Genomic DNA, 22,704 nt, shown 5'->3' on the forward strand with positions numbered 1-22,704 from the left:
TTGATGAGTTCGAAATCAGTTGGTCGGATTGGCCTTGAGCCACGTGCCGATGTCCTGGATGCGCGCGTTGCTGGCGGCCAGCTCGGCCGAGGTGGTCAGACTCTCCACCGACATGTTGCGCAGCAGGCGGCGCGCGGCATTGGTGTCCACGCCTTGGGCGCGTTCGATCATCGTTTGGATGGCCGAGTTGCGTTGCGCCAAGCTGCCTTGACGCAGGGTTTCGGCGCTCAGCGCGCCTTCGAGCGACTGCCTCATGCGCAGGACTTGCTGATATGCACCGTCGCGCTGTTCGCCGACGAGCTTGGCAGTCAGTTCGCCCACCCGGTCCGACGCCCGCACGGAGGCGTCATAGCCGAAGCTGCGCGACGCAGTGAGCCCGATGAACGGCGACTGTGAACCCGATGTGAAATCGTGGCGCATGCCCGCCAGGATGGTGACGTCCCAGCCGAGCGTGGCGCTCGCGCGCGAAGCCAGTTGAGCAGCGCGCGCCTGGGCGGTGGCGTTCTGACTCACGAGTTCGCTCAGCGGGCGTTGAGCGGGGTCGGCGGCCGTGGACAGTTCGGCCTGACGTTGGCGCAGTGCGGCCAGATCCATCGCAATGCCGTCGCGCAGGCGCAGCGCCGCCGTGAGATCGGCCAGCGTGGCGTCATTGCTCGCTAGCAGGGCCTGCTCGGTAACGAGGTTGCGCTCGGCGGCCTGCAGCGCGTGCTCCAAACCCAGTTTCCGCTCCGCCAACGAATGCAGCTCGATCTTGGCGGGCACGCCTTCCACCGACTCCTTGAGCGCCAGACCTGAGCGATAGGCCTCGCACTCGGCCGCCGCGCGTTCCTGGACCAGACCCGCGCGCCGGGCCTGCGACAGGCTCTTGCTCACACCCGCCGACACGACCTTGTTGGAGATGGACGGATTGCCCACATTGACAAAAGCGTACGGTGCGTCGAGCACCTTCGATTCCGCGTCGGCCTGCACGCCCGACAGCTCGCAGAACAGATCGGCCTCGCCCGCCACCGCAAGCATCGGCAAAGCCGCGCACGTAAGAAACACTGCGCCCGTCCAGCGCATAGAACGACGAACCATGTCTGAGCTCCCCCGGCCGTCTCCGCGTATTCATCTTGTGGACCCGGCACGTTCGATTTGTTTTTTTGTGTGTGTCAGCCTTGTTGTGGCTGCATGCCTTCAAGTTCAGCGCCGTCCTCTGCGGTGCCTGCGGATTCCTCCGGTTTCTTGGATACGCGCGTACCCCAGCTGCTTGAGTCCATCGTGAAGATGGCCATCATTGCGCACGTGACTGTGCCCGCCAGCGCCCATGCCGCAATGAACGGCAACAGCGGCAGCGGCCCGCCCTTCACGGCCTGATCGGGCGCGCAACGCTTGGCCCAGAAATGCACGCCAAACAGGAACGGCGCGAACACCGTGTACGTGAACACCTGGTGCGACACGATCCACTCAAGCGCGTTGCCCGACGCGATGGCGAAGATGAATGTGAACAGCATCAAGTAGTTCACCGTCTCTGGCAGGATCAGGTTCATGGCCGAGAGCGGATGGACATTGCGCGCGTGCCGGCCCAACGTGCGCAACGTGAGCAGGTAGTCCTGCGTGCCGCTGCGGCGCCAGCGCCACTGCTGCGTGAAGAACTTGCGGAAAGTGGTCGGTACCTCGGTCCAGCAAATAGCGTCGAGGTTCACCGCAGTCTGATAGCCGCGCAGCATCAGCAGGTGCGTCATATAGCGGTCTTCACCCGCAGAGAACTTGGCGCCGAGGAAGTTGCACGTCTTCACGTCTTCTTCGATCTCGAAAAACGCATCGCGGCGGATAGCAAACAGGCAACCGCTGATGCACGTGACATTGCGCAGGCGGTTCTGGAACATCTTCATCACCTTGTAGGCGTAGAAGTACACCGTGGCCTGCGTCTTGGTGACGAGGTTCTCGTTCACGTTGCTCACGCGCACGTGCCCGCCCACGGCCGCGATCTTGTCCGAAGCAAACGACGCTACCAGTTCGCACACCGCATCGGGATGGAAGGTGCAATCGCTGTCGATGCAGATGAAGATATCTGCGCTGGTGGCAATGTTGGCCGCCCGGTTCAAGGCTTCGTACTTGCCCTTGTTCACGGGCTGGCGATACGCGGCGATCCTGACCGCACCCGAGAAGTCGTGCTGCGCTTTCTGGATCCATTCCCAGCTGTCGTCGGTGGAATGGTCATCCACCGCAACGATCTCCAGCAACTCTGCCGGATAGTTCGACTCGCTGATGCTCTTGATCGTGTCATACGCGTGCGGGCCTTCATTGAAGCAAGGCAGCAGCACCGACACGCGGCGCTGCACGGTGTAGTCCTTCGCAAGGAAGGTCTCCTTGCGCCAGACAATCACGCACAACAGCGGGATCACGTACAGCAGGGCAGACAGCACCCAGCCGAGCGAAAGCGTCAGCAACAGATAAGCGTCCATGAAGAAGCCAGGGCGATAGAGAAAACGGAGGAACAGAAGAAACGAAAGCGGCGAGGATCAGGCCTGCGCGAAGCTCAAGGCCGCCAAAGCACAGCCCGGTCCGGGCAGGTATCCCGATCCAGCACCGCCTTGAGATCGCTCACCACGAATGGCGAGCCCGGTCTGGCGAGCGACTCCACCAGTGCCCAGCCGCCCTCGCGGTACTCCGAGTGCGGCACGGCCAGCACGATGGCGTCGGCGGACTTGGCATCGGCCAGCTTCGTGAGGCGGAAGCCGTACTCGTGCGCCACTTCGTTGCTGTCCGCAAACGGGTCAATCACCTGTGTACGGATGCCCAGCGCGCCAAGCTTCTTCACGATGTCGGCCACCTTGGAGTTGCGGATGTCCGGCACGTCTTCCTTGAACGTGGTGCCCAGGATGGTGACGAGCGTGTGCGGCCCGAGCAGATGGCACTGCGTCATGCGACGCATGAGCTGGTCGACCACGAACTGCGACATGCTGTCGTTCGTCTCGCGCGCGGCCAGGATGAGGCTTGCGTTGAAGCCGCACGACGCCGCCTTGTGCGTGAGGTAATACGGATCAACCGAGATGCAGTGCCCGCCCACCAGCCCGGGGCGGAAGTCCAGGAAGTTCCACTTGCTGCGCGCAGCGGCCAGGACGTCGTGCGTATCCACACCAAGCGCGGCCAGCAGTTGCGACACCTCGTTCATCAGCGCGATGTTCACGTCGCGCTGCGTGTTCTCCAGCACCTTGGCAGCCTCGGCCACCTTGATGCTTTTGGCGGGATGCACCTGCGTGACGGCGCCGTACAGGCTCACAAGCGCCTGGAGGGTTTCGGGCGTGTCGCCAGCCACGATCTTGGTCATCGTGGTCAACGTGTGCACGCGGTCGCCCGGGTTGATGCGTTCGGGCGAATAGCCGACGTGGAAATCCTTCAGATGCTTCAGGCCGCTGTGGCGCTCTAGCAGTGGGATGCAGATCTCTTCGGTCACGCCGGGGTAGACGGTGCTTTCGTACACCACGACCGCGCCGCGCTTCATGTTCTTGCCCACCGAGACGGACGCTTGCATGACCGGGTTCAGATCAGGCACGCGGGCCTGGTCCACAGGCGTGGGCACCGTCACGACAATCACGTCGGCCTGACCGAGCACAGTGGCGTCCGTCGTGAAGCGCGCGCCCGATTCAAGGAGCTCGTTGCTGGTCAGTTCGTTGGTGCGATCACGGCCTTCGCCCAGTTCAGCGACGCGCGTGGCGTCAATGTCGAGGCCAGACACGGCAAAGTGCTTCGAGAACGCCACGGCCAGCGGCGCACCCACATAGCCGAGACCCACCACCGCAATCTTGACTGTGGCCGGCTCGACTGCCGGCGCGACCGGATCGGGCCAACGCGGCGCTGGCTTGATGAATAGATTTTCTGCACACGTCGACTTGCCACTCAGTGACATCGCCCACTCCCCTCGTTGAACCAGACCGGCTACCCGTGGGCCGATCCGTTGTGATGGCTCACTCAGACGCAGTTCCGGCGGCGGCTGGTGACCATTTTTATGGGGTCATTTCTGCAAAGTGCGTGCCATGCGCGGTTGCAACATCACCTAAATCAGATGAAAACGTTGCCGTACAAGGCGATGCGGGCGACACAAAGTGTCAGAATCGTCAGGGGAAAGCGGCCCCAACGACACTCAGAAACGTTTCGCGTTACGTAACATGCGCACATTCCCATCATGCGCATGGCGGCGATAATCACGAAATTTGCATAATATGGCACCTCATTGCCAGCGTGCATTGACACAAGCACGAACGTGCATCTGTAGCGCAAATGCGCTACACGGTCAGTTGTCCGGGACTCGTACAATCGGTCCATCATGCAATCCGTCCGTACCGGCTCCGAGCCGCAACCCATCCACGTCGCCATCGTCGAGGACGACCCCGGCTTTAGCGACGCGCTCAGCCGCGCCGTGCAGGCCGCGCCTGACATGCGGGTGGCCGGCATCGCCATGTCGCGCGCTGACGGCCTGGCCCTGCTGCAAGGTCCGCCCGCTGATGTGCTGCTGGTCGACCTCGGCCTGCCCGATGGTTCCGGCATTGACGTGATTCGCGCGGCGGCGCAGTTGTGGCCGAGCTGCAGCATCATGGTCAGCACCAACTTTGGTGACGAGACGCACGTCATGCGCTCGATCGAGGCCGGCGCGGCGGGCTATCTGCTCAAAGACAGTTCGCCTGCCCGGATGGCCGAAGAAATCCGCAGCCTGGCAAGCGGCGGCAGCCCGATCAGCCCGATCATCGCGCGGCAGATTCTGGCGCGCTTCCAGCAAGGTTCAGCCGGCACCGCCACGCGCTCAGAACCTGAACCGGCCGCACCCAATTCGCCAGCACCGCTGCTTTCGGCACGCGAGAAGGAAGTCCTGGACTACATCACCAAGGGCTTCACGACACAGGAAATCGCCAAGCTGATGGAGCTATCGCACTTCACGGTGCGAAGCTTCGTGCGGCGCATCTATAGCAAGCTGAAGGTGACCTCCAAGGCGGAAGCCATCTATGAAGCGAGGAATCTCGGACTGCTGTCCGAGTAGCGCATCGCCCCGGGGCCGAGGGGCCAGCGCGTGGTGTTGCCCCTCGTGAGCGGGGGTTCCCAAGCAGCGTCGAAACGCATGTCATATTGGCCCGCCCACTTCTTCGAGCGTTGCCCCACGCGCGTTGCATGAGCACCCGTCCTGCGCCCCTCTTTGCCAAAGCGATGTTTGTCTTTTCACTGGCGTTGCTGGTGATTGTTGGCATGTTCTACGCAGAAGCTGGCAGCGAGCCTTCGTCGGCCGACAGCCTGCACCTGACGCAGGCCGATTGGCAGACGACGGATGGGTCAGGCTTCCAGGCACCGCCGCCAACGTTCGACAGCGCATCGCTACCCAACGTCTGGCAGCACGCCGCGCTGCCGTATGCGCCCGCGATTGCGCTGCTGCGCCAGGCCGGCGCGAAGGCGCAGTCCCGTGCCGTACATACGACGTGGCTCAGGATCGCCGTACCCGCGTCGCCCGTGCAATCGGGGCCGCTGGCGCTGTACGGCGTGCGCATCAAGACCGACGGCACGATCGCGGTGTACGTCAACGGCCGGCTGGTGCATCGGGCGCAGGAACGCGGGCCGCTATGGAACAGCACGCGTACGCCGCTGTGGGTCGCGCTGGACGAGCCGGGCGACGACGAGCCCGTGCGTGAGATTCTGCTGCGCCTGGAACACACCCAAGGCACGCAGGTGGCCGTCTCGTCGCTGTGGCTCGGCCCGATCGACGCGTTGAAGGGCCGCTACAACATCCGCCAGTGGCTGCAGCAGGAATTGCCCGCCGTGTTGAGTGCAGCGTTCCTCGCCATCGGCATCTTCGCGTTGTTCGTCTGGTTTCGGCGCGGCCACGAAACCGCCTATCTGCTGTTCTTCAACCTGGCTGTCACCTCGTTCCTGCGCGGACTGCATTTCTACGTGGCGCAGCCGATTGCCAACGACTGGTTTGCCTGGCTGACGGTCAATTCGCTGCTGTGGCTTGTGCTGGTGGTGCACTTCTTCCTGCGCCAACTGCATGGGCGACCGCTCGTGTGGTTCACGCGCACGCTGGTCATGGCGACTGTCGCGATTGGCGTGCTGACGCTGCCCATGCTGGCCGTGCTGCCCAACACGCCCAAGGTCACGCCGTTGATCTACCCGATTGCCGCGCTCATGGGCGCCGCCGTTGGCGTGGTGGGTGCCGCCAACGCCCGGCGCCGTTCCAACGAAGGCGTGCTGGTGGCCATTGGTGTTGGCATCTGCACCTTGCTTGGCGTGACGGACTGGCTGCTGCAGAACAATTTCAGCAGCCCGGAAGGCTGGTATTTCGGCGCGTACACCAACGCCATCACGTTCGGCATTTTCGGCACGCTGATGTATCGGCGCTACGTCAACGCCATCGACGAAGTCGAACAGGCCAACGCCAACCTTGCACAGCGCCTGAAAGCGCGCGAGGCCGAACTTGAGCTCAGCCACCAGCAACTGCGCGAGGCCGAACGGCAGCGCGCCATCAGCAAGGAACGCCAGCGCCTGATGCAGGACATGCACGACGGGCTGGGCGCATCGCTCATCAGCGCAATCCGCTCGGTGGAGCGCGGTGCCGTGAGCGAGGTGGATATCTCGCACATCCTGAAAGGCTGCCTGGACGATCTGAAGCTGACCATTGATTCGATGGAACCGGTCGAGGCGGACTTGCTGCTGTTGCTCGCCACGCTACGCTTTCGCCTGGAACCGCGCCTGGATGGCACGGGCATCGCCCTGTTGTGGGAGGTGCAAAAACTGCCGACGCTGCCATGGCTCGATCCATCCAGCGCGCTGCATATCCTGCGCATCGTGCAGGAGTGCATTGCGAACATCCTGCACCACACGCGCGCCAGCGAGATCCGCGTGGGTACCGCAGCAGACCCGGACGGCGTGCGCGTCGTCATCGAAGACAACGGCCAGGGGTTCGACGTGGAAACTGCCCTGCGCGACGGCAAGGGGCATGGCCTGCGCAATCAGCAGCGCCGCGCGCAGGCGTTGGATGGGGCTGTCGATTGGGCCTCGGGGCCCCGCGGGACGCGCTTTACGCTGTGGCTACCGCTGGCGCGCAGCGCGTAACGCCCCCGGCCCATGGCTGTCTGGCGCGCACCGCTGTTCCCGCTATGCAGTGCGCGCCGCAGCTCTCCCCCGTTTTGATCGGTGCTCTTTTCTTTTTTTTTGGAACCGTCGCAGCATAGCGACGCGGGCTGGATTCGTCTGTGGAACAAATGCGCTACATGGCCCCACATCAAGCCGCAACGGCTTCCTGCATCCCAAGTAATGCCAACGCCTGTGCAACACAGTCTTCGGCCGGTTGCACGCCGGTATCCAGCGTCAACCGGGGATGTAACGGCGGCTCGTAAGGATCGTCGATACCGGTGAGGTTGGCGATCGTTCCGGCTCTCGCCTTGCGATACAAACCCTTCGGGTCACGCGCCTCACACACGGACAGCGGTGTCGCGACATACACCTCAAAGAAGCGCGATGCGCCCACGATCTGTCGAGCGCGCTCCCTGTCTTCACGGTACGGCGAGATCAGGGCAGCAATGGCCCAGGTGCCGGTGTTGTTCATCTGTGCGCACCACTGCGCCACACGTCGCGCGTTTTCGCTGCGATCTGTCCGGGAGAAACCGAGATCGGAGCAGAGCTGTTGACGCAAGGCGCTGCCATCGAGCACCCGGCACGGCAAGCCGCGCGCCGTCAGCGCCTCCGCCACGGCCAACGCCAAGGTGGTCTTACCGGCCGCGCTCAGCCCGGTAAACCAGAGTGTGGAAGGTGAGGGTTGCATGTCATGTGGTCGGCCGCTGTCGCCTCGCGCTGCTGCGACAGATTCAACTGCCTGTTGCATCCGAGTATACGAAGGCAGTGCAGTGCGGCTCTGTAGAACAAATGTGCTACAGCGCGCCACGGGGTAGCGTGTTTACAATTCCGACACCTTGTCGCTGTTGGCACGGGTTCCGATTCGCTCCCCGGCCATATCGGAACCATCAAGCGCGGCTCGGGCTTGGGCGTCCTCAGCCGCGCAAGAAGCATTTGGTAGATTGGATTCAAGCAAAAGGCCCGCAGGAACACGCTGCGGGCCTTTTGCTTTTCGGCATGCCGGGTGTGTGGCTCACCAGCCGTGGAACCGCGCCCACGTCTGCACCGTGCCCCGCGACGGCACCGCTTGGTATTCCGGGAACTGGGCACCCGTCGCGCACGCGTGGTTGGGCAGTACACGCAGCTTCGTGCCGACCGGAAATCGCGCCACCAAGTCGTCGCGTACCGAGCCATCGCTGGCCGCCAGAATGCCGTGCTCCTGGTTCGCGCCAATCAGCATGAGCCCGTCGAGCGGCGTGCCGTCCAGCGCGCACGGCTGCCCATAGCCGAAGTCATGCGACTGCTTGGCGGTGCCGCGGTCACGGCTCATCGCCATCCATCCGGCGTCGACAATCACCCAGCCTTTGTCGGGCTGATGGCCAATCACGGTAGTCAGCACGCTCAGCGCGATCTCGTCCATCGCGCATACGCCCACGTTGTGCATGACCAGATCGAAGAATACGTAGACCCCCGCGCGCACCTCCGTCACGCCTTCGAGGTGCTCGGTGGCCAACGCGGTGGGCGTGGAGCCAATGCTCACGGCCGCGCACGGCACACCGGCATCACGCAGGCGCTGCGCGGCGCGCACGCAACCGGCACGCTCCTGCTCGGCCAATGCGGCCAGCGCGGCGCGGTCGTTCAGGTCGTAGCTGGAGCCAGCGTGCGTCATCACGCCGCCCACGTCGATGCCGCCGTCTTTCAGGATGCGGCCGACCTCCAGCAGCGCATCCTGCTCGGATGTGATGCCGGAGCGGTGCCCATCGGTATCGACTTCGATCCACACTTCACAGCGCTCGCCGTGTGCGCGGGCGTAGTCGACCACCGCGCGAGCAGCCTCGGCGTTGTCGACCACGAGCTTCAGATCGCAGCCCCGCTTGCGCAGCGCCATCGCACGCGGCAGCTTGGTGGCGACAATGCCCACCGCGTACAGGATGTCCTTGATGCCGGCGGCAAAGAAGGCCTCGGCCTCCTTCAACGTCGATACGGTGATGCCTTGTGCGCCGGCCGCCAGCTGGGCGCGCACCACGTCGAGGCACTTGGTGGTCTTCACATGCGGGCGGAATTTCACGCCCAGCGCGTTCATGCGGTGCTGCATGCGGGCGATGTTGTGCTGCATGCGCGGCAAGTCGATCAACGCCGCAGGCGTGTCGAGGGTTTCCAGGGTGTGCATCTCAGGGGTCATGGTTGCATCCTCATGCGGCAAAACGGCGGGCCCAGGGCAGCAGATCTTCGAGCGTGGGCGAGGTGATTTCCGGCAACCGGGCGCCCTCCACCGGCGCCAGGCCGATGCGGTTGTGCCAGTAAGTGCGCAGACCGACGGCCGCCGTGCCGAACATGTCGTAGCTGGAACCCGCAACAAATGCCGCGTCAGCCGCATCCACGCCAAGTTGTTCAAGTGCCATGCGATAGGGCTTCGGATCGGGCTTGTACACGCCAGCCTGCTCGGCCGTGACAACGACATCCCACGTGACGGGCAACAGCGCTGCGGCTTGCCGGCCCAGCCGTTCCGAACAGTTGGTGACAACGGCCAGCTTGCAGTGCGGCTGGAGCTGGGCCAGCGCTTGCGCAGCGCCGCTCCAAGGTGCCAGGTACAACCAGTTGGCTTCCAGCGCTTCAGGGGCGGAGGCCGGCAAGCCGACGTTCTGCGCGGCCTGCCGAACCATCGTTTCATAAGGAACGTACGTGCCGCAGCCGTACGTGAGCCGCAGATACTCGGCGCGCCACGTGCGGCCTGCCTGTTCGGAGCCAGCGGCGCGGTTCCACAGCGACCACGAATCGAGCAGCGCGGTCAGCAGATCGAACAGGACGGCTTTGGGATAGCGGGTATCGGGAGAAACCGTGGAAGTATTCACGCTTGTCACCTGCAAATCGGTAGAGATCGATGCAGCCGATTGTAGGTACCGCGCACCGGCTTTCGGTAAAGCCGATTTGAATCAAAGATTCAGTGAAGCTGCATCATGCGCGCCAAGGCGGCTGCGGCTTAAAACGATTCTGCAGCGCCTGCATGAAATGACGCGTACGTTGAGGCAACCCGGCGCGGTTGTGCGTAAGCGCGATCACGTTGGCGTCGGGCGCTTTCCAGCCGGGCAGGAGGCGCACCAGCCGGCCCGCGCGCAAATCATCGGCCACATCCCATTCGGAGCGCAGGATCACGCCACGCCCTTCGCATGCCCAGTGGCGAATGACATCGCCGTCGTTGCAGATCAGCTGGCTCGGCACGCGCACGCTGCGGCTCGTGCGACCTTTGCTGAAGTGCCAGAGCGACACGTCTTCCTTGTTCTCGCGCAGCACGATGCAAGGCAGCGCGGCAAGGTCATCGGGCGTTTCCGGCGTGCCGAAGCGCTTCACCAACGCGGGGGAAGCGCAGACAAAGCGTGCATTCGGCGCAATCGCATGGCCGACCAGGTTCGACACCTGCAGCGCGCCGATATGCACCACCACATCAAAGCGGTCCGCCGCCTCGACAAGGGGCGCGTCGGACAGCGCCAATTCAATGTCGACATCAGGATGCTGCTGCTGAAAATCGGCGATGACGGGCGCCACGTAGCGCCGCCCAAACCCGAGCGGCGCATTCACCTTGAGCGTGCCAACCAGGCCGCCACGGCGCGTGTGCAAATCCTCCGACAGTGCATCGAGCTGGCGGATCAGCTCTGCTCCACGCTCGCACAGCAGCGCGCCCTCTTGCGTAAACCGCAGGCTGCGTGCCGTGCGATCGACCAGCCGTGTGCCCAGCTTCTTCTCCAGCTGCTGCAGCCGCTGCGACACGGCGGATGGCGTCAGATCCAACGCCCGTGCAGTCGCCACCAGGCTGCCGTTGTCCTGGATGGCGAGCAGGAAGCGCAGGTCGGCGGAATCCGTCATGGGTTACTTGCCGACAAAGCGGTCCGTTGCGGCCAGCAGTTGATCGAGAATGCCCGGTTCCGACCACGCATGGCCGGCGCCTTCGATCAGGTGGAAGTCCGAATCCGGCCACGCCTGATGCAACGCATACGCATAGCGCGCGGGGCACGGCATGTCGTAGCGGCCATGCACGATCACGCCGGGAATGCCCGCCAGCCTGTGCGCCTCGCGCAGCAACTGGCCCTCTTCCAGCCAGCACTGATGCGTGAAGTAGTGATTCTCCAGCCGCGCGAAGGCCAGCGCGAAATGGTCGTCGGCGTGCTTGGCGCTATTGCTCGGGTCGGGCAGCAGCGTGATGGTCTCGCCTTCCCACACGCTCCAGGCGCGGGCGGCTTCGATCTGCCTGGCGGTGTCGTTGCCGGTCAGCACTTTGCGATAGGCCGCAATCATGTCACCGCGCTCGGCCTCCGGAATGGGCGCCTGGAAACGTGCCCATTTCTCGGGGAACATCTCTGACACGCCGTACTGGTAATACCAGCGCAGCTCGGCTTGCGTGACGGTGTAGATGCCACGCAGCACCAGTTCGCTCACGTACTGCGGATACTTCTGCGCGTAAGCGAGCGCCAACGTCGAGCCCCACGAGCCGCCGAAGACGAGCCAACGTTCCGCACCGGCAATTGCGCGCAGGCGTTCGATATCGGCCACAAGGTGCCACGTCGTGTTGGCCTCCAGGCCCGCGTGCGGCGTGGACCGCCCGCAGCCGCGCTGGTCGAACAGCATCACGTCGTAGCGTGCCGGATCGAACACGCGGCGGTGGTCTGCCGAAACACCACCGCCCGGCCCGCCGTGCAGGAACACCGCCGGCTTGGCACCGGGCGTGCCGACGCGCTCGTAGTAGATCGTGTGGCCATCGCCCACATCGAGCATGCCGGTTTCATACGGTTCGATTGGGGGATACAGCGTGCGCAGTGCAGGCATGGTCGGTCCTGTCGAAAGGTTGCCGGAAGAATGGGCTGATTCTACAGACGGGTTTCCGCTTGCACATATTTTTAAACGACGTATAAAATTGCACGTCGTTTAATAATAGCGAGCCCACCATGTCGTCCAGTCCGCCCCCGATCGAAGCCGGCCGCCGCGAACGCAAGCGCACCCAGACGCTGGACCACCTGGCGGCCACGGCCTTTTCCCTGTTCGAGCAGCACGGTTACGACGCCGTGACGATGGAGCAGATTGCCGCGCAGGCCGATGTGTCCAAGGGCACGCTGTACAACCACTTTCCAGTCAAGGAAGCGCTGCTGGCGCACCAGTTCCACGCCGAGCTGGCGGCTGGCGGCGCCCAATTGCGTGCGCAGATCGAGGCACAGCCGGATTTCGCCTCCCGCCTGGCGGTGCTGCTTTCCGCCTCGGCCAATTGGTGCAACGTGCGCCGACCCTATCTGGCCGCGTATTTCCGCTACCGCTTTGCCAGCGCCGACCTGGCCGCCCGCAACCGCGACGGCGACAAGCGCAGCGGGCTCGAAGCGGTGTTCATGATGCTCATCGACGCGGCGCAGCGCTCAGGCGAACTCGACACCCGGCTTGATGCCGAGCACCTCGCTGGGCTCTTCGAGTACTTGTATCTCGGCGCGCTCATGCGCTGGCTGGCACATCCCGAAACAGACCTGCACGCGGGCTTCTCCGCCGTCATCGACCTGTTCCTGCACGGCATGGCCCGCAAGGAGGCGTGATGAATCCGCTCGTGCTCGATTGGCCAGCTGCGGCGCAGGCCGGTGCCGCAGTGGCGGGTGGCAAGGGTTGGCAACTTGGCCGCATGGCGAGACTCGGCGTGCCGGTGCCCGATGGTTTCGTGCTGGCCGCAGAGGCCAGCCTCAGCCGGAAGCACGGAGATGCGGTACCCGATACGGTGCTGGCTGCCATCGCGCAAGCGCTGGCCGCGCGCGGCTGGCAGAACACGCCGTTGGCCGTGCGCTCGTCCGCGCCGCAGGAAGATTCCGCGCAACGCTCGTTCGCGGGCATTCACGAGACGCGCCTGAACGTGATTGGCGTGCAGGCGCTGGCGGACGCGGTACGCGCCGTGTGGGACTCGGCGCACGCACCGCAAGCGTTGGCATACCGGGAGCGCTTTGGCATCGACACTGCCGACCTGGCGATGGCCGTGGTCATCATGCCGATGCTGCCGGCGGTGGCCGCAGGCATCGCGTTCACGGGTGACCCGCTGACGGGCCGCGACGACCACATCGTCATCAACGCGCACTGGGGCCTGGGCGAAGCGCTGGTGGGCGGCCACGCCGATGGCGACGTCGACCGGCTGGAAGTTGCGCCGCAAGACGACACGCTGCATGTGGTCGAACGCCAGATCGGCACGAAGCGCCGCATGACGCGCGCGCTGGCCGAAGGCAGCACCGCACTCGTTGATACCACCACGGCAGACGCCCGCCGCGCCGTGCTGGACGACGCCAAACTCATCGCCCTTGCCACGGTGGCGCGCGACGCGGCACGCGCGCTGAACTTTGCGAAGGCGCGCTATGACATCGAATGGGTCTGGGACGGGCAGCGCTTCTGGATCGTGCAGGCTCGCCCGATCACCACGGCAGCCCGCCAGACTTACGCCGCCCTGCAAACCCAGCCGACGTTCTGGACGCGGGGCAACACGCGCGAGGTGTTTCCCGCGCCGCTGTCGCCCATCGACTGGGTGCTCTACGGCCACGCGGCCAACCGCATGCTGACGCTGGCGTACTCGCTGGCAGGCTACGCGCTGTTGCCAGGGCTGGAGCGTGCCAGTCTGCTTGGCGGCCATGTGTACCTCGATGTCTCGTTGATGCAGTGGGAGGCGTTTGACGCATTCGGCATTGCGCCGGAGGCCATCAATCGCATGCTGGGCGGCACGCAGCCTGAGATTGCGCTGACGCGCGCCACATGGCCGCAGCGGCTGGCACGCGGTGTGCGGCTCGTGCGCTATCTGTGCAGTGCCGGGGCCGCACGCCGCCATGCACAGAGCGATCTGAATCGCGCCCGCAAGCAAGCCGCGCAATGGTGTGAAGACGCGTGGCCGGAATCGACCGCGGAGCTGGCCACCTGCGTGCGTGAACGCTTCAACGTCGCGCGCCGCGCCGACGGCCTGTTCTTCCTGCAAGGCTCGGCGGGCGGCTCCGTTTCGGGACTGGTCGACGTGATCGAAAAACAGTGCCCCGGCGAGGGCCACGCCTTGGCCGCCGCGCTCATGGCCGGCGCTGAACCCAGCGTTACCGCGCAGCAAAGCTACGAATTAATGGCCCTGGCGCAAACGGCCGCCGCCGATGCCGAAGCCCTCGCCTGGCTTCGCGCCGACAACCGCATCGGCACGCAATGGGCGCAGCAGTTGCCGGCGCACAGCGCGTTCCGCCAGCACTTCTGCACATTTCTGGAGCGCTACGGGCACCGCGCCATTGAAGAGAGCTACTTCCGCCGCCCGCGCTGGCGCGAGCAACCCGACTATTTGCTCGATCTCGTCGTCGGCCTGATCGGCAGCGACGCGCAAGCTGTGCGGCAACGGCAGTTGGCGGCCTCTGAGCGTGCGTGGGCGCGCCTGCCGTTCTGGCTGCGCCCGATTGTGCGGGGGATGCTCAAGAGTGCCGTGCGCGATAGCAACCAGCGCGAAGCCGCGCGCAGCGCGCTGGTGGCGTATCTGGAAGCACTGCGCATCGGTCTGCTAAAGCTGGCTGACAGGCTTGTCGGCGAAGAAGGACTCGATGTGCCCGAAGACATTTTCAACCTGACGTTGGACGAATGCGTGGCCGCCGCCACCGGCGCGTTACCGCTGCGCTTCGCCGCCCGGCGCGCGCGTGAACGCCGCCGGCAACTGCGCGAGTGGGCCGTCTTGCAAGTGCCGGACATCGTCACCGAGCATGGCGAAGCGCCGGTCGCCTCCACCATGCCCATCGCCCTCACCGGAGATACCTGGAGCGGCACTGCCGTGGGCGCAGGCTCGGCACAGGGCCGAGCAAGGCTGGTCGATCATGCTGTTGCCGGCACGGCGCTGCACGCTGGCGATATCCTCGTCGCCCCCAGCACCGACCCCGCCTGGACGCCGCTGTTTCTGAAGGCCGGCGGGCTCGTCATGGAAACCGGCGGCTATCTCTCGCACGGTGCCATCGTGGCGCGGGAGTTCGGGATTCCGGCCGTGGTGAACCTCCCCGGCATCCGGGCCCAGTTGAAAGATGGCGAGACGATCTGTGTGGACGGCAACGCCGGCACGGTCAGTAGGGTGATGAATTAGGCGCCCATATGTGGCGATGACGCGACACGGGCAAATGCGGTTTGCTGCGCTGCAATATTCGGACTAACATTCGGGTATTCCCTACTAGGGTTATCCCTAACTCAGTCCTCAAAAGGAATCGCCATGAACACCGTCGCTCTCAAAGCCGCCCCCGCCTCGCGTTTCGCCCGTTTCTGGCAAATCGTGCGCCGTGAAGCCAGCCGTGCCGTTGCGTTGCACGTGGAAAGCTGCGGCATGATGGCCGAGCTGTATCGCCGTTCGGGCCACTAAGCCGAACCTTCCCGGTGTGACGCTGCGGGCTCAGATCAGGTCTCGCTCCACTGCCGCATCAGGTTGTGATACACGCCGATGAGCGTGCGGCGTGCTGTGGCATCCGCGTCGGTCTGGTTGAGCGTCTGGATGGCGTTGTCCAGGTCGAACAGCATGGCGCGCTGCGCGTCATCGCGAATCAGGCTCTGGATCCAGAAGAAGCTCGCCACGCGCACACCGCGCGTGATGGGCGTCACCTGATGCAGGCTCGTTGCCGGATAGATCACCAAGTCACCGGCATTGAGCTTGACGCTGTGCATGCCATAGGTGTCTTCAATCTGCAGTTCGCCGCCGTCGTAGCTGGCGGGGTCTGACAGGAACAGCGTGGCCGAGATGTCGGTACGCAGCTTTGTGCCGTTGTGCGGATGGATACGCACGCTGCCATCGACATGCGCGCCGAAGGTCATGCCCTCGCCGTAGCGGTTGAACATCGGCGGGTACACCACGTTCGGCAACGCCGCACTGATGAAGCGCGGGTGCCGCTCCAGCACGCTCAGGATGAGCTGCTGGCACTGCAGGGCCACTTCCGCGCTCTCATCGATTTGCTGGTTGACCTTGACCGGCGCGCCCGAATACCCGGCTGACACGCGGCCATCAACCCAGGCATCGCCTGCGCTATCGAGCAGATCGCGTAGCGCAGCCACCTGCGCGGCGTTGAAGACGTTGGGAATGCAGACGAGCATGGCGCTGGAAGGAAACGGGGATGCAGCCGAGGGCCCATCCCCCATCCATTACATCCGATACACCACCGACAGCATCGCCGCACGGCCGGTGCCCGGCACAGCGCGACCGCCATCGGACGGAATCAGCGCATCGTAATACGTCTTGTTGAACACGTTGAACAGGTTCAGACGGACGTCGTATTTCGGCTGGTGGTAGGCCAGCATCGCATCCCAGCGCACGAAGCCGCCCACCTGCACCGTGTCGGTGTTGTTGGCGTAGCGCTGCGACATGTAGAACGCGCCTGCGCCCACTTCCCAGTTCGGCATGAAGGTGTAGCTCGTCCACACCGTCGCGGCGTGCTTGGGCGTGTTGGCCGGCGTCATGCCCTGCGTGCCCGCAGCAATGCCGTTGACGATCTGCGCATCCAGGTACGTATAGCCTGCAAAGATCTGCAGCTTGTCGGTCACGTGGCCGGTGGCACCCAGGCGCGCACCGCGCACGCGGATCTTGCCCGCCGAGGTGTACGTCGTGCTGTCGATCTGTGTGCGGGCGTTGTCCTTGGTGATCTGGAACAGCGCCGAGCTGACCGACAGATCGCCGTTGAGCAGATCCCACTTGCCGCCGGCCTCATACGACTTGTTCTTCTCCGGGTCCAGACCCTGCTGGCCCGTGGTGCCCACGAGTTGTTCCAATGACGGGTTGAACGACGTGCCATACGACACGTAGTACGACTGCCAGTCCGTCGGTTGCCAGATACCGCCCAGGCGCGTGCTGACAAAGTTCACGGTCTGCTGCGCGTACGGCAGCGCGGTGATCTTGGCCGACGCCGGCGTATTCGCCGAATTCAGCGAGTTGGAAATGCTCGCCACGTAGCGGTCATAGCGCAGGCCGGCGACTGCCTTCCATTGCTTGGTGAATTCAATCGAATCGTTGAAGTACGCCGCCACCGTGTTGGCCGAGCCGCCCTGCAGGTTGCCCAGGCTCGACGGTGTGCTGGCCGGCGATGTGGTGTAGCTGGGGCTGACCAGCGGCTCGCACGAGACAAAACCGCTCGTCATGCTCGACTGCGCCAGCGGCGTGCCGTTGCACGAGCCGTTGCGGTAATAGTTCTGGTTGTCGTAACCGTCGTGGCCGAATTCGGTGCCGACCAGCAGCGTGTGCTTGACCGAACCCGTATCGAACTTGGCCGTCAACTCGGTCTGGTTGAACAGAGAGTAATCACGGATGCGGCGGTCATGGCTTTGCAAACGCACCGATAGCGCCGAGAGCGGCAGATTGCTGTTAGTCAGCGCCGTGAACACACCCGACGAATTGACCGTACCCACCGCGTTGGGCGCTGTCTCGCGCGCGTCGGTCTGCACGTAATTGAACTGTGTCTGGTTGCGCAGCCGCAGATTGGGCGAGAACTTGTGATCGATATTCGCCGAGAACGACGCCACGTCTTGCGTGGTGCGGTCGTCGGTGTAGCCGTAGTACGTCTTGGGGCTGACGTTGACCGGGTGCCCGTTGAGGTTCGGCAGGCCGTAATCGGGCATGTCGCGGTTGTGCTGCAGCAGCGCGGACAGCGTCACCTCGGTCGGTGTGCCAATGCCGAAACGCCACGACGGCGCGATGCCGAAATCCTGCGCGGTCATCTCGTCGCGCGTGCTCGTCTTGCCGTTCTGCGCCATCGCGGCGATGCGGAAGGCAGAAGTGTCGGACGTCGGCGTGTTGACGTCGGCGGTGGCACGCACGAGGCCGTTGGTGGTGACCGAACCGGTGATTTCCGTGGCGGCCTTCAGCTTCGGCTTCTTCGTCACCTGGTTGATGACGCCGCCTGTCGAACCGCGGCCGAACAGCATCGACGACGGGCCCATCAACACTTCCACCGAATCGAGGGCGAACAGGTCACGGTAGTACTGGCCGCGATCCCGGAAGCCGTCGAGGTAGATGTCGGTGCGCGCAGAGAAACCGTTCAGGTTGATGTTGTTGCCGATCTGCCCACCTTCGGCCGCACCGATGGTGATGCCGGGCACGTTGCGCAACGCATCGGCCAGCGAGCTGCCGCCTTGCGCATCGGTCAGCGCCTTGGGCACGACCGTCACCGATTGCGGCACATCGCGCAGGTTCTCGGGCAGCTTGGAAATGGAGCTTTTTGCGGCGTTGTAGTCGTCGCGCGGGGCGGCGCCCTTCACAACGGCTTCCGGCAACGTGGCGGTGGCGGGTGCCTGCGCAAGCGTGGTCTGCTGGGCAAGGGCGACGGTGGGCGTGGCAAACAGGGCCAACAGGGCGCTGGCGACGGGCGTGCGGCGGTTCATTGCGTGGTTTCTCCGGCGGCGCTCTTCTATTGAGTGCCAGCCGGTACGGAACGCCCTCCTGCGCCCGTGCCGCCGTGCACGAGAGCGCACTACGTATTGCGGACGCAAATATAAATGATAACGATTCGCAACAGCAACAAATTGTCGCAGTATTTCTTGAAAGTTCCCCAGAGCGCACACTTTAAGGCGATCTATAGATCGCTTTTTCTTCTATTTAGCTGACAAGGCAAGCTTGTCACCACCAAATATTTCTAGGCGACACTCTGGAGCCGGCAAAGCGTACCTATTTCTGCGTGCTGTCTGATGGCGATGGAAGGTGCCGCGCGTCGTCGCCGGCATCCTGACGATTGCGCGCCAGCGCACGCGCATATACCGACGGCGCGCCCGCCGCATGTGCCGTCACATAGCCGGTAATGCACGCCAACATGAGCGGCAGCACCACCTGATACGACAGCGTCATCTCGAAGATCATCAGGATCGACATGAGCGGCGCATGCGTGGTGGCCGCCAGCAGCGCGCCCATGCCGACCACCGCATAGCTGACTGGTACTGGCGCCGCATCTGGCAGCAGCGCGTGCATGCCCGTGCCGTACAGCAAACCCAGCGCAGCACCACAGAACAGCGTGGGGGTGAACACACCACCCACGGCGCCCGAGCCCGCGCTCGACGCCGTCGCCACCACTTTGCAGATCAGCACCAGCGCCACGGTCTGCCACAGCCACGGCTCATGCAGGAAGCCATTGACCACGCTGTAGCCGTTACCCCAGACCTCGGGCACGCCCGTGGACAGCGCACCGACAATCAACCCACCTGCGGCCAATCGCAGCGTGAGCGGCAGCTTGGTACGTGCAAACGCATCGCGCGCGCGGTCGATCAAACCGAGCAGCAGCGGCCCCACCATCCCCGCGGCCAGACCCAGGCCCAGATACGTCAGCACTTCCCAGCCGGAAACGAAATCGAAGTGCGGCATCTCGTAGACCGCCCCGTACCCGAAGAATTGGCGCACTACGATGTCAGCTGTCACAGCCGCCACCAGCAGCGGCCCGAGCGTTGCCGTGGTGATGACGCCAAACACGATTTCGCAGACGAACACGGCGCCCGAGATAGGCGCGTTATAAGCGGAGGTGATGCCTGCGGCCGCACCGCACGCGACCAGTAGACGCAATTGCTCGATCGGCACGGGCGTCCAGCGCCGCAACACGCGGCCGACAAGCGAGCCGCACATTGCCGCCAATTGCACCATCGGCCCTTCGCGCCCGATCGACGCGCCACTGGCCACCGAGCACAACGACGACGCACTGCGTACCAAGCTCTGCCGCGCGCTGAGCACGCCATCGCCCACGGCAATGGCTTCCATATAGTCTTCCGAGCCCTTTCGAGGGATCCACTTCAGGCCCACCTGCAAGGTGATGCCTGCCAGCAGTCCACCCACGGTCGGCACCAGCAGTCGCGCCCACCACGGCAGCGCGCGCGCCGTGGCCACCAGGCCCTGGTCCGTACCCGAGAGCCAACATTGCAGATGACGCAGGCACTCGCGAAACAGGATCGTCGAGAGGGCGCCCGCGCAGCCGATCACTCCGGCGATCACAAACACCAGATGCTCGCGACCGAACGGCAGCCGGGCAATCGCGCGGCGCCACCATGGCTGGTGCGGCACATCAGGTTGAGGCGGCGGCGTGTCGGTCATGTCGATTCGCGCAAGGACAGATCGACATGATAGCGGCGGCGCCGCGCCAGTTTTAGGTCGATGCCGCGACCACGGCCTCTGGCAACCATGCCTGCGGTGTGTCAGCGCTGCGGCGATTCGGGCCCCAGGCAATGACGCGCACCTGTACGAGGTTTTCGATCACGAAAGGGTCGCGCGCAACGATGGCGTCGATTTCTTCGCGGGATTCGCCACGCGCGAGGATGCCACCGCCCTCCCGCGGGAAAAACGGTCCTGACATCAGAAAGTGGCCGCTCGCATAGTGGGCGTCCAGATGCGCGCGGTGCGCAGGCAGCACACGATCGAGAGCTTCCAGCGGTGCGGTGTAGTTGAAAAGAATCAGGTACAGCATGCGATGGCTCCTTGTGGGGTGAGGTAAAACCTTCGAAACGCGAGACCCGGCAGCGTGAAGCAACGACGATGAGTGTCCCGCAGAAATGGGTACGCTTTGCACGTAAACCCTTCGGCGCGCAGGGTTCTCAAGGGCGCAAGAGCAGTGCGCCCGAGGTCTGTCCGGCTTCGAGCGCGGTGTGGGCGGCAGCCGCATCTTCCAACGCATAGGTGCCGCCCAGCGGCACGCGCACGCCATCGAGCATGCGCTGCAATGCCGCCTGCGCTCCTGCCCGGTAGTTCGACAGATCGGCCATGTAGCGGAATACGCCTGGCCGCGCCAGCGCAATCGAGCGCGACGGTCCAAGCGCTGCAAGATCGACGACGTTCGTTTGAGTGTTACCGACATCGCCCGCCTGACCGATGCTGGCCACCATGCCGAATGGCCGCGTCACTGCCAACGACGTCTGCAGCATGGCGCCGCCAATGCCATCGACCACATAGTCGACGCCTTCTCCGCCAGTGAGCTGCAGCACGGCCTCGCGCACGTCCTGCTGGCGATGCAGCACAACGTGGTCTGCGCCATGGCCAAGCGCGACGGCGGCCTTGGCCTCGCTGCCAACCGTGCCGATCACGCGTGCACCCTGGCGCTTGGCCCACTGCACCAGCAATACGCCCAGGCCGCCGGCTGCCGCGTGCACGAGCACCGTTTCGCCGGCGCGCACCTGCCGTACCCGCGTCAGCAGCATGTGTGCGGTGATGCCGCGGACCAACGTGGCCGCAACGGTTTCGTCATCCAGCGCATCCGGCAAGGCAATTGCCCGTTCGGCCGGAATGTTGCGATGGCTGGTGTACCCACCGGGCGCGCCATCCACCAGGCCGGCCCAGGCCACGCGCTGGCCAACCACAAAGCCGCGCACATCCGTACCCAATGCTTCCACCACGCCGACACCCTCCACCCCGAGCACCGCCGGGAATGCCGGCACCGGATACAACCCAGCACGGTGATACACGTCGACAAAGTTCACGCCGACGGCGGTGTGCCGCACCGTCAACGCATTCGGGCCGGGGGGCGCCAACATCAGGCTGGCGGGCCGCAAACCCAATGCTGGTCCGGGTTCGCGCAGTTGGATCACCTTGGCGTGCATGGCAAAAGTCCTCGCAGAAATGGGTACGCTTTTCGGTTTGGGCGATGACGGGTACTGCGTTCGTCACGTTGTGAAACAAGCGTAATCCGTTCAGAATCACACGGGAATTCACAAAAACTGATCAGCTTCTGTGCAAAAACGCCCAGATCGGCCAAAAAACGTGCGTGCCCTGGGGCGTGCGGCGGCGGCCGAACCTTCTTCTTCCTTGCAGTGGGATGACGTGCGCTACTTTCTCGTGCTGGCACGCGAGGGCAGCTTGTCGGCCGCTGCGCGACGGCTGGCGGTGGAACACACCACGGTGGCGCGGCGCGCAGACGCACTGGAGCAATCGTTGGGCGTGCGCCTGTTCGACCGCCTGCCGCGCGGCTGGCGCCTGACCGCCGAAGGCAACGCGCTGGCCGAGCGCGCTGAACGCATGGAGCAGGAAGCCGCGGGTTTTGCACGTGCAGCAGCGGGGGCGGGAAGCTTGCGTGGGACGGTGCGTATCTCTGCGCCGCCCACGGTGGCCAGCCACATCATTGCGCCAAACCTGGCGACATTGCGCCGGCAATGGCCCGGCATCGATCTCGTGCTGCTGGGCGAAAAGCGCAACGCCAACCTGATGGCGCACGAAGCTGATCTGGCGGTGCGCTTGTCGCGCCCGACGTCATCTGCGTTGGCGACGCGCCCGCTGGGCGACCTCGGCTACGGCCTGTACGCCACCGCAGAAGTGCTCGCCCGCCCCGAATCCGAATGGGAATTCATCGGCTACGACGAAAACCTGCGTCACGTCCCACAGCAGCGCTGGCTGGACAACTACGCAGGCGACCGTCGCGTGGTCTTACGCTGCAGCGATCTGGCAGCGATGCATCAGGCGGCGTTGGCCGGACTGGGTGTCGCGGCGCTGCCTCACCTACTTGGCGCGCCCGCAGAAACGGGTACGCTTTTGCGTCGATTGCCCGTCGACGACCCCGCGCTGCATCGAGAAATCTGGCTGGTGATCCACCCCGACGTTCGACGATCACCGCGCGTGCGGGCCGTGGCCGACGCATTGATCGCCTTGTTCGAGGCACAGCGACACGTCTTGGCGGGGATTTGAAC

The 22,704-nt window shown here is 64.4% G+C and carries 19 protein-coding genes; 6 read left to right on the top strand and 13 right to left on the bottom strand.

Annotation, left to right across the window (positions count from 1 at the left end; translation table 11 throughout):
• Positions 1–15: 15 nt before the first annotated feature.
• The 3 genes from BM136_RS04770 to BM136_RS04780 form a co-directional block, all read right to left on the bottom strand.
• Entirely contained in the window at positions 16–1,077 is a 1,062-nt protein-coding gene (locus tag BM136_RS04770; protein ID WP_139219349.1) for a hypothetical protein, read from the bottom strand.
• Positions 1,078–1,151: 74 nt separating this feature from the next.
• Entirely contained in the window at positions 1,152–2,447 is a 1,296-nt protein-coding gene (locus BM136_RS04775) for a glycosyltransferase family 2 protein (protein ID WP_092970785.1), read from the bottom strand.
• A 74-nt stretch (positions 2,448–2,521) separates the two neighbouring features.
• On the bottom strand, positions 2,522–3,892 hold the full coding sequence (locus BM136_RS04780; RefSeq protein ID WP_092970786.1) for a nucleotide sugar dehydrogenase: 1,371 nt from the start codon (positions 3,890–3,892) through the stop codon (positions 2,522–2,524).
• 417 nt (positions 3,893–4,309) lie between these two features.
• Here BM136_RS04780 and BM136_RS04790 point away from each other — a divergent pair, with 417 nt between their 5' ends.
• Both BM136_RS04790 and BM136_RS04795 read left to right on the top strand, forming a co-directional pair.
• A complete protein-coding gene (locus tag BM136_RS04790; RefSeq protein WP_092970788.1) occupies positions 4,310–5,017 on the top strand; it encodes a response regulator transcription factor in 708 nt (235 codons plus the stop codon).
• A gap of 128 nt (positions 5,018–5,145) precedes the next feature.
• Complete coding sequence (locus tag BM136_RS04795) at positions 5,146–7,077, top strand: sensor histidine kinase (RefSeq protein WP_092970789.1); 1,932 nt, start codon at positions 5,146–5,148, stop codon at positions 7,075–7,077.
• Positions 7,078–7,246: 169 nt separating this feature from the next.
• On the opposite strand, the gene cysC is transcribed toward BM136_RS04795, so the two are convergent.
• The 5 genes from cysC to pip form a co-directional block, all read right to left on the bottom strand.
• The gene (gene cysC / locus BM136_RS04800; RefSeq protein ID WP_092970790.1) at positions 7,247–7,786 is read right to left on the bottom strand and encodes an adenylyl-sulfate kinase; all 540 of its coding nucleotides are present in this window, start codon (positions 7,784–7,786) and stop codon (positions 7,247–7,249) included.
• Positions 7,787–8,110: 324 nt separating this feature from the next.
• Positions 8,111–9,259, bottom strand: coding sequence for a DSD1 family PLP-dependent enzyme (locus BM136_RS04805; RefSeq protein ID WP_092970791.1), 1,149 nt, complete (start codon positions 9,257–9,259; stop codon positions 8,111–8,113).
• 10 nt (positions 9,260–9,269) lie between these two features.
• Complete coding sequence (locus tag BM136_RS04810; protein WP_092971325.1) at positions 9,270–9,938, bottom strand: HAD-IA family hydrolase; 669 nt, start codon at positions 9,936–9,938, stop codon at positions 9,270–9,272.
• A 94-nt stretch (positions 9,939–10,032) separates the two neighbouring features.
• Positions 10,033–10,938 (bottom strand): LysR family transcriptional regulator, encoded by a 906-nt coding sequence (locus tag BM136_RS04815; RefSeq protein WP_092970792.1) that lies wholly within the window; start codon positions 10,936–10,938, stop codon positions 10,033–10,035.
• Between the two features lie 3 nt (positions 10,939–10,941).
• Complete coding sequence (gene pip / locus BM136_RS04820) at positions 10,942–11,895, bottom strand: prolyl aminopeptidase (RefSeq protein ID WP_092970793.1); 954 nt, start codon at positions 11,893–11,895, stop codon at positions 10,942–10,944.
• A gap of 119 nt (positions 11,896–12,014) precedes the next feature.
• On the opposite strand from pip, the gene BM136_RS04825 reads away from it, so the two are divergent.
• The 3 genes from BM136_RS04825 (at position 12,015) to BM136_RS25335 (ending at position 15,442) form a co-directional block, all read left to right on the top strand.
• On the top strand, positions 12,015–12,644 hold the full coding sequence (locus BM136_RS04825) for a TetR/AcrR family transcriptional regulator (RefSeq protein WP_092970794.1): 630 nt from the start codon (positions 12,015–12,017) through the stop codon (positions 12,642–12,644).
• Positions 12,644–15,172, top strand: a complete 2,529-nt coding sequence (locus tag BM136_RS04830; protein WP_092970795.1) for a PEP/pyruvate-binding domain-containing protein — start codon at positions 12,644–12,646, stop codon at positions 15,170–15,172. Before BM136_RS04825 ends, BM136_RS04830 begins: the two co-directional genes overlap by 1 nt.
• Positions 15,173–15,295: 123 nt before the next feature.
• Entirely contained in the window at positions 15,296–15,442 is a 147-nt protein-coding gene (locus BM136_RS25335) for a hypothetical protein (protein ID WP_175537079.1), read from the top strand.
• A gap of 35 nt (positions 15,443–15,477) precedes the next feature.
• On the opposite strand, the gene BM136_RS04835 is transcribed toward BM136_RS25335, so the two are convergent.
• The 5 genes from BM136_RS04835 to BM136_RS04855 form a co-directional block, all read right to left on the bottom strand.
• The gene (locus tag BM136_RS04835) at positions 15,478–16,164 is read right to left on the bottom strand and encodes a Fe2+-dependent dioxygenase (protein WP_092970796.1); all 687 of its coding nucleotides are present in this window, start codon (positions 16,162–16,164) and stop codon (positions 15,478–15,480) included.
• A gap of 48 nt (positions 16,165–16,212) precedes the next feature.
• Positions 16,213–18,441 carry a TonB-dependent receptor gene (locus BM136_RS04840; protein ID WP_092970797.1) on the bottom strand — a complete coding sequence of 743 codons (2,229 nt, stop codon included), beginning with the start codon at positions 18,439–18,441 and terminating at the stop codon, positions 16,213–16,215.
• A gap of 283 nt (positions 18,442–18,724) precedes the next feature.
• Entirely contained in the window at positions 18,725–20,128 is a 1,404-nt protein-coding gene (locus tag BM136_RS04845) for a ClcB-like voltage-gated chloride channel protein (protein WP_092970798.1), read from the bottom strand.
• A 52-nt stretch (positions 20,129–20,180) separates the two neighbouring features.
• Complete coding sequence (locus BM136_RS04850; protein ID WP_092970799.1) at positions 20,181–20,498, bottom strand: YciI family protein; 318 nt, start codon at positions 20,496–20,498, stop codon at positions 20,181–20,183.
• Between the two features lie 127 nt (positions 20,499–20,625).
• The gene (locus tag BM136_RS04855) at positions 20,626–21,624 is read right to left on the bottom strand and encodes a quinone oxidoreductase family protein (protein ID WP_092970800.1); all 999 of its coding nucleotides are present in this window, start codon (positions 21,622–21,624) and stop codon (positions 20,626–20,628) included.
• A 205-nt stretch (positions 21,625–21,829) separates the two neighbouring features.
• Between BM136_RS04855 and BM136_RS04860 the strand changes: the two genes are divergently transcribed.
• Complete coding sequence (locus BM136_RS04860; RefSeq protein ID WP_175537100.1) at positions 21,830–22,702, top strand: LysR family transcriptional regulator; 873 nt, start codon at positions 21,830–21,832, stop codon at positions 22,700–22,702.
• The last annotated feature ends 2 nt before the right edge of the window (positions 22,703–22,704 follow it).

The organism is Ralstonia sp. NFACC01, assembly GCF_900115545.1.
GTDB lineage: Bacteria > Pseudomonadota > Gammaproteobacteria > Burkholderiales > Burkholderiaceae > Ralstonia > Ralstonia mojiangensis.

Excerpts from the sequence above, each read along its gene's own strand:
- BM136_RS04855 (WP_092970800.1), bottom strand. The coding sequence starts at position 21,624 with ATGCACGCCAAGGTGATCCAACTGCGCGAACCCGGACCAGCATTGGGT.
- cysC (WP_092970790.1), bottom strand. The coding sequence starts at position 7,786 with ATGCAACCCTCACCTTCCACACTCTGGTTTACCGGGCTGAGCGCGGCC.
- BM136_RS04845 (WP_092970798.1), bottom strand. The coding sequence starts at position 20,128 with ATGACCGACACGCCGCCGCCTCAACCTGATGTGCCGCACCAGCCATGG.
- BM136_RS25335 (WP_175537079.1), top strand. The coding sequence starts at position 15,296 with ATGAACACCGTCGCTCTCAAAGCCGCCCCCGCCTCGCGTTTCGCCCGT.
- BM136_RS04830 (WP_092970795.1), top strand. The coding sequence starts at position 12,644 with ATGAATCCGCTCGTGCTCGATTGGCCAGCTGCGGCGCAGGCCGGTGCC.
- BM136_RS04790 (WP_092970788.1), top strand. The coding sequence starts at position 4,310 with ATGCAATCCGTCCGTACCGGCTCCGAGCCGCAACCCATCCACGTCGCC.
- BM136_RS04795 (WP_092970789.1), top strand. The coding sequence starts at position 5,146 with ATGAGCACCCGTCCTGCGCCCCTCTTTGCCAAAGCGATGTTTGTCTTT.
- BM136_RS04805 (WP_092970791.1), bottom strand. The coding sequence starts at position 9,259 with ATGACCCCTGAGATGCACACCCTGGAAACCCTCGACACGCCTGCGGCG.
- BM136_RS04835 (WP_092970796.1), bottom strand. The coding sequence starts at position 16,164 with ATGCTCGTCTGCATTCCCAACGTCTTCAACGCCGCGCAGGTGGCTGCG.
- BM136_RS04775 (WP_092970785.1), bottom strand. The coding sequence starts at position 2,447 with ATGGACGCTTATCTGTTGCTGACGCTTTCGCTCGGCTGGGTGCTGTCT.
- BM136_RS04815 (WP_092970792.1), bottom strand. The coding sequence starts at position 10,938 with ATGACGGATTCCGCCGACCTGCGCTTCCTGCTCGCCATCCAGGACAAC.
- BM136_RS04850 (WP_092970799.1), bottom strand. The coding sequence starts at position 20,498 with ATGCTGTACCTGATTCTTTTCAACTACACCGCACCGCTGGAAGCTCTC.
- pip (WP_092970793.1), bottom strand. The coding sequence starts at position 11,895 with ATGCCTGCACTGCGCACGCTGTATCCCCCAATCGAACCGTATGAAACC.
- BM136_RS04780 (WP_092970786.1), bottom strand. The coding sequence starts at position 3,892 with ATGTCACTGAGTGGCAAGTCGACGTGTGCAGAAAATCTATTCATCAAG.
- BM136_RS04825 (WP_092970794.1), top strand. The coding sequence starts at position 12,015 with ATGTCGTCCAGTCCGCCCCCGATCGAAGCCGGCCGCCGCGAACGCAAG.
- BM136_RS04840 (WP_092970797.1), bottom strand. The coding sequence starts at position 18,441 with ATGAACCGCCGCACGCCCGTCGCCAGCGCCCTGTTGGCCCTGTTTGCC.
- BM136_RS04770 (WP_139219349.1), bottom strand. The coding sequence starts at position 1,077 with ATGGTTCGTCGTTCTATGCGCTGGACGGGCGCAGTGTTTCTTACGTGC.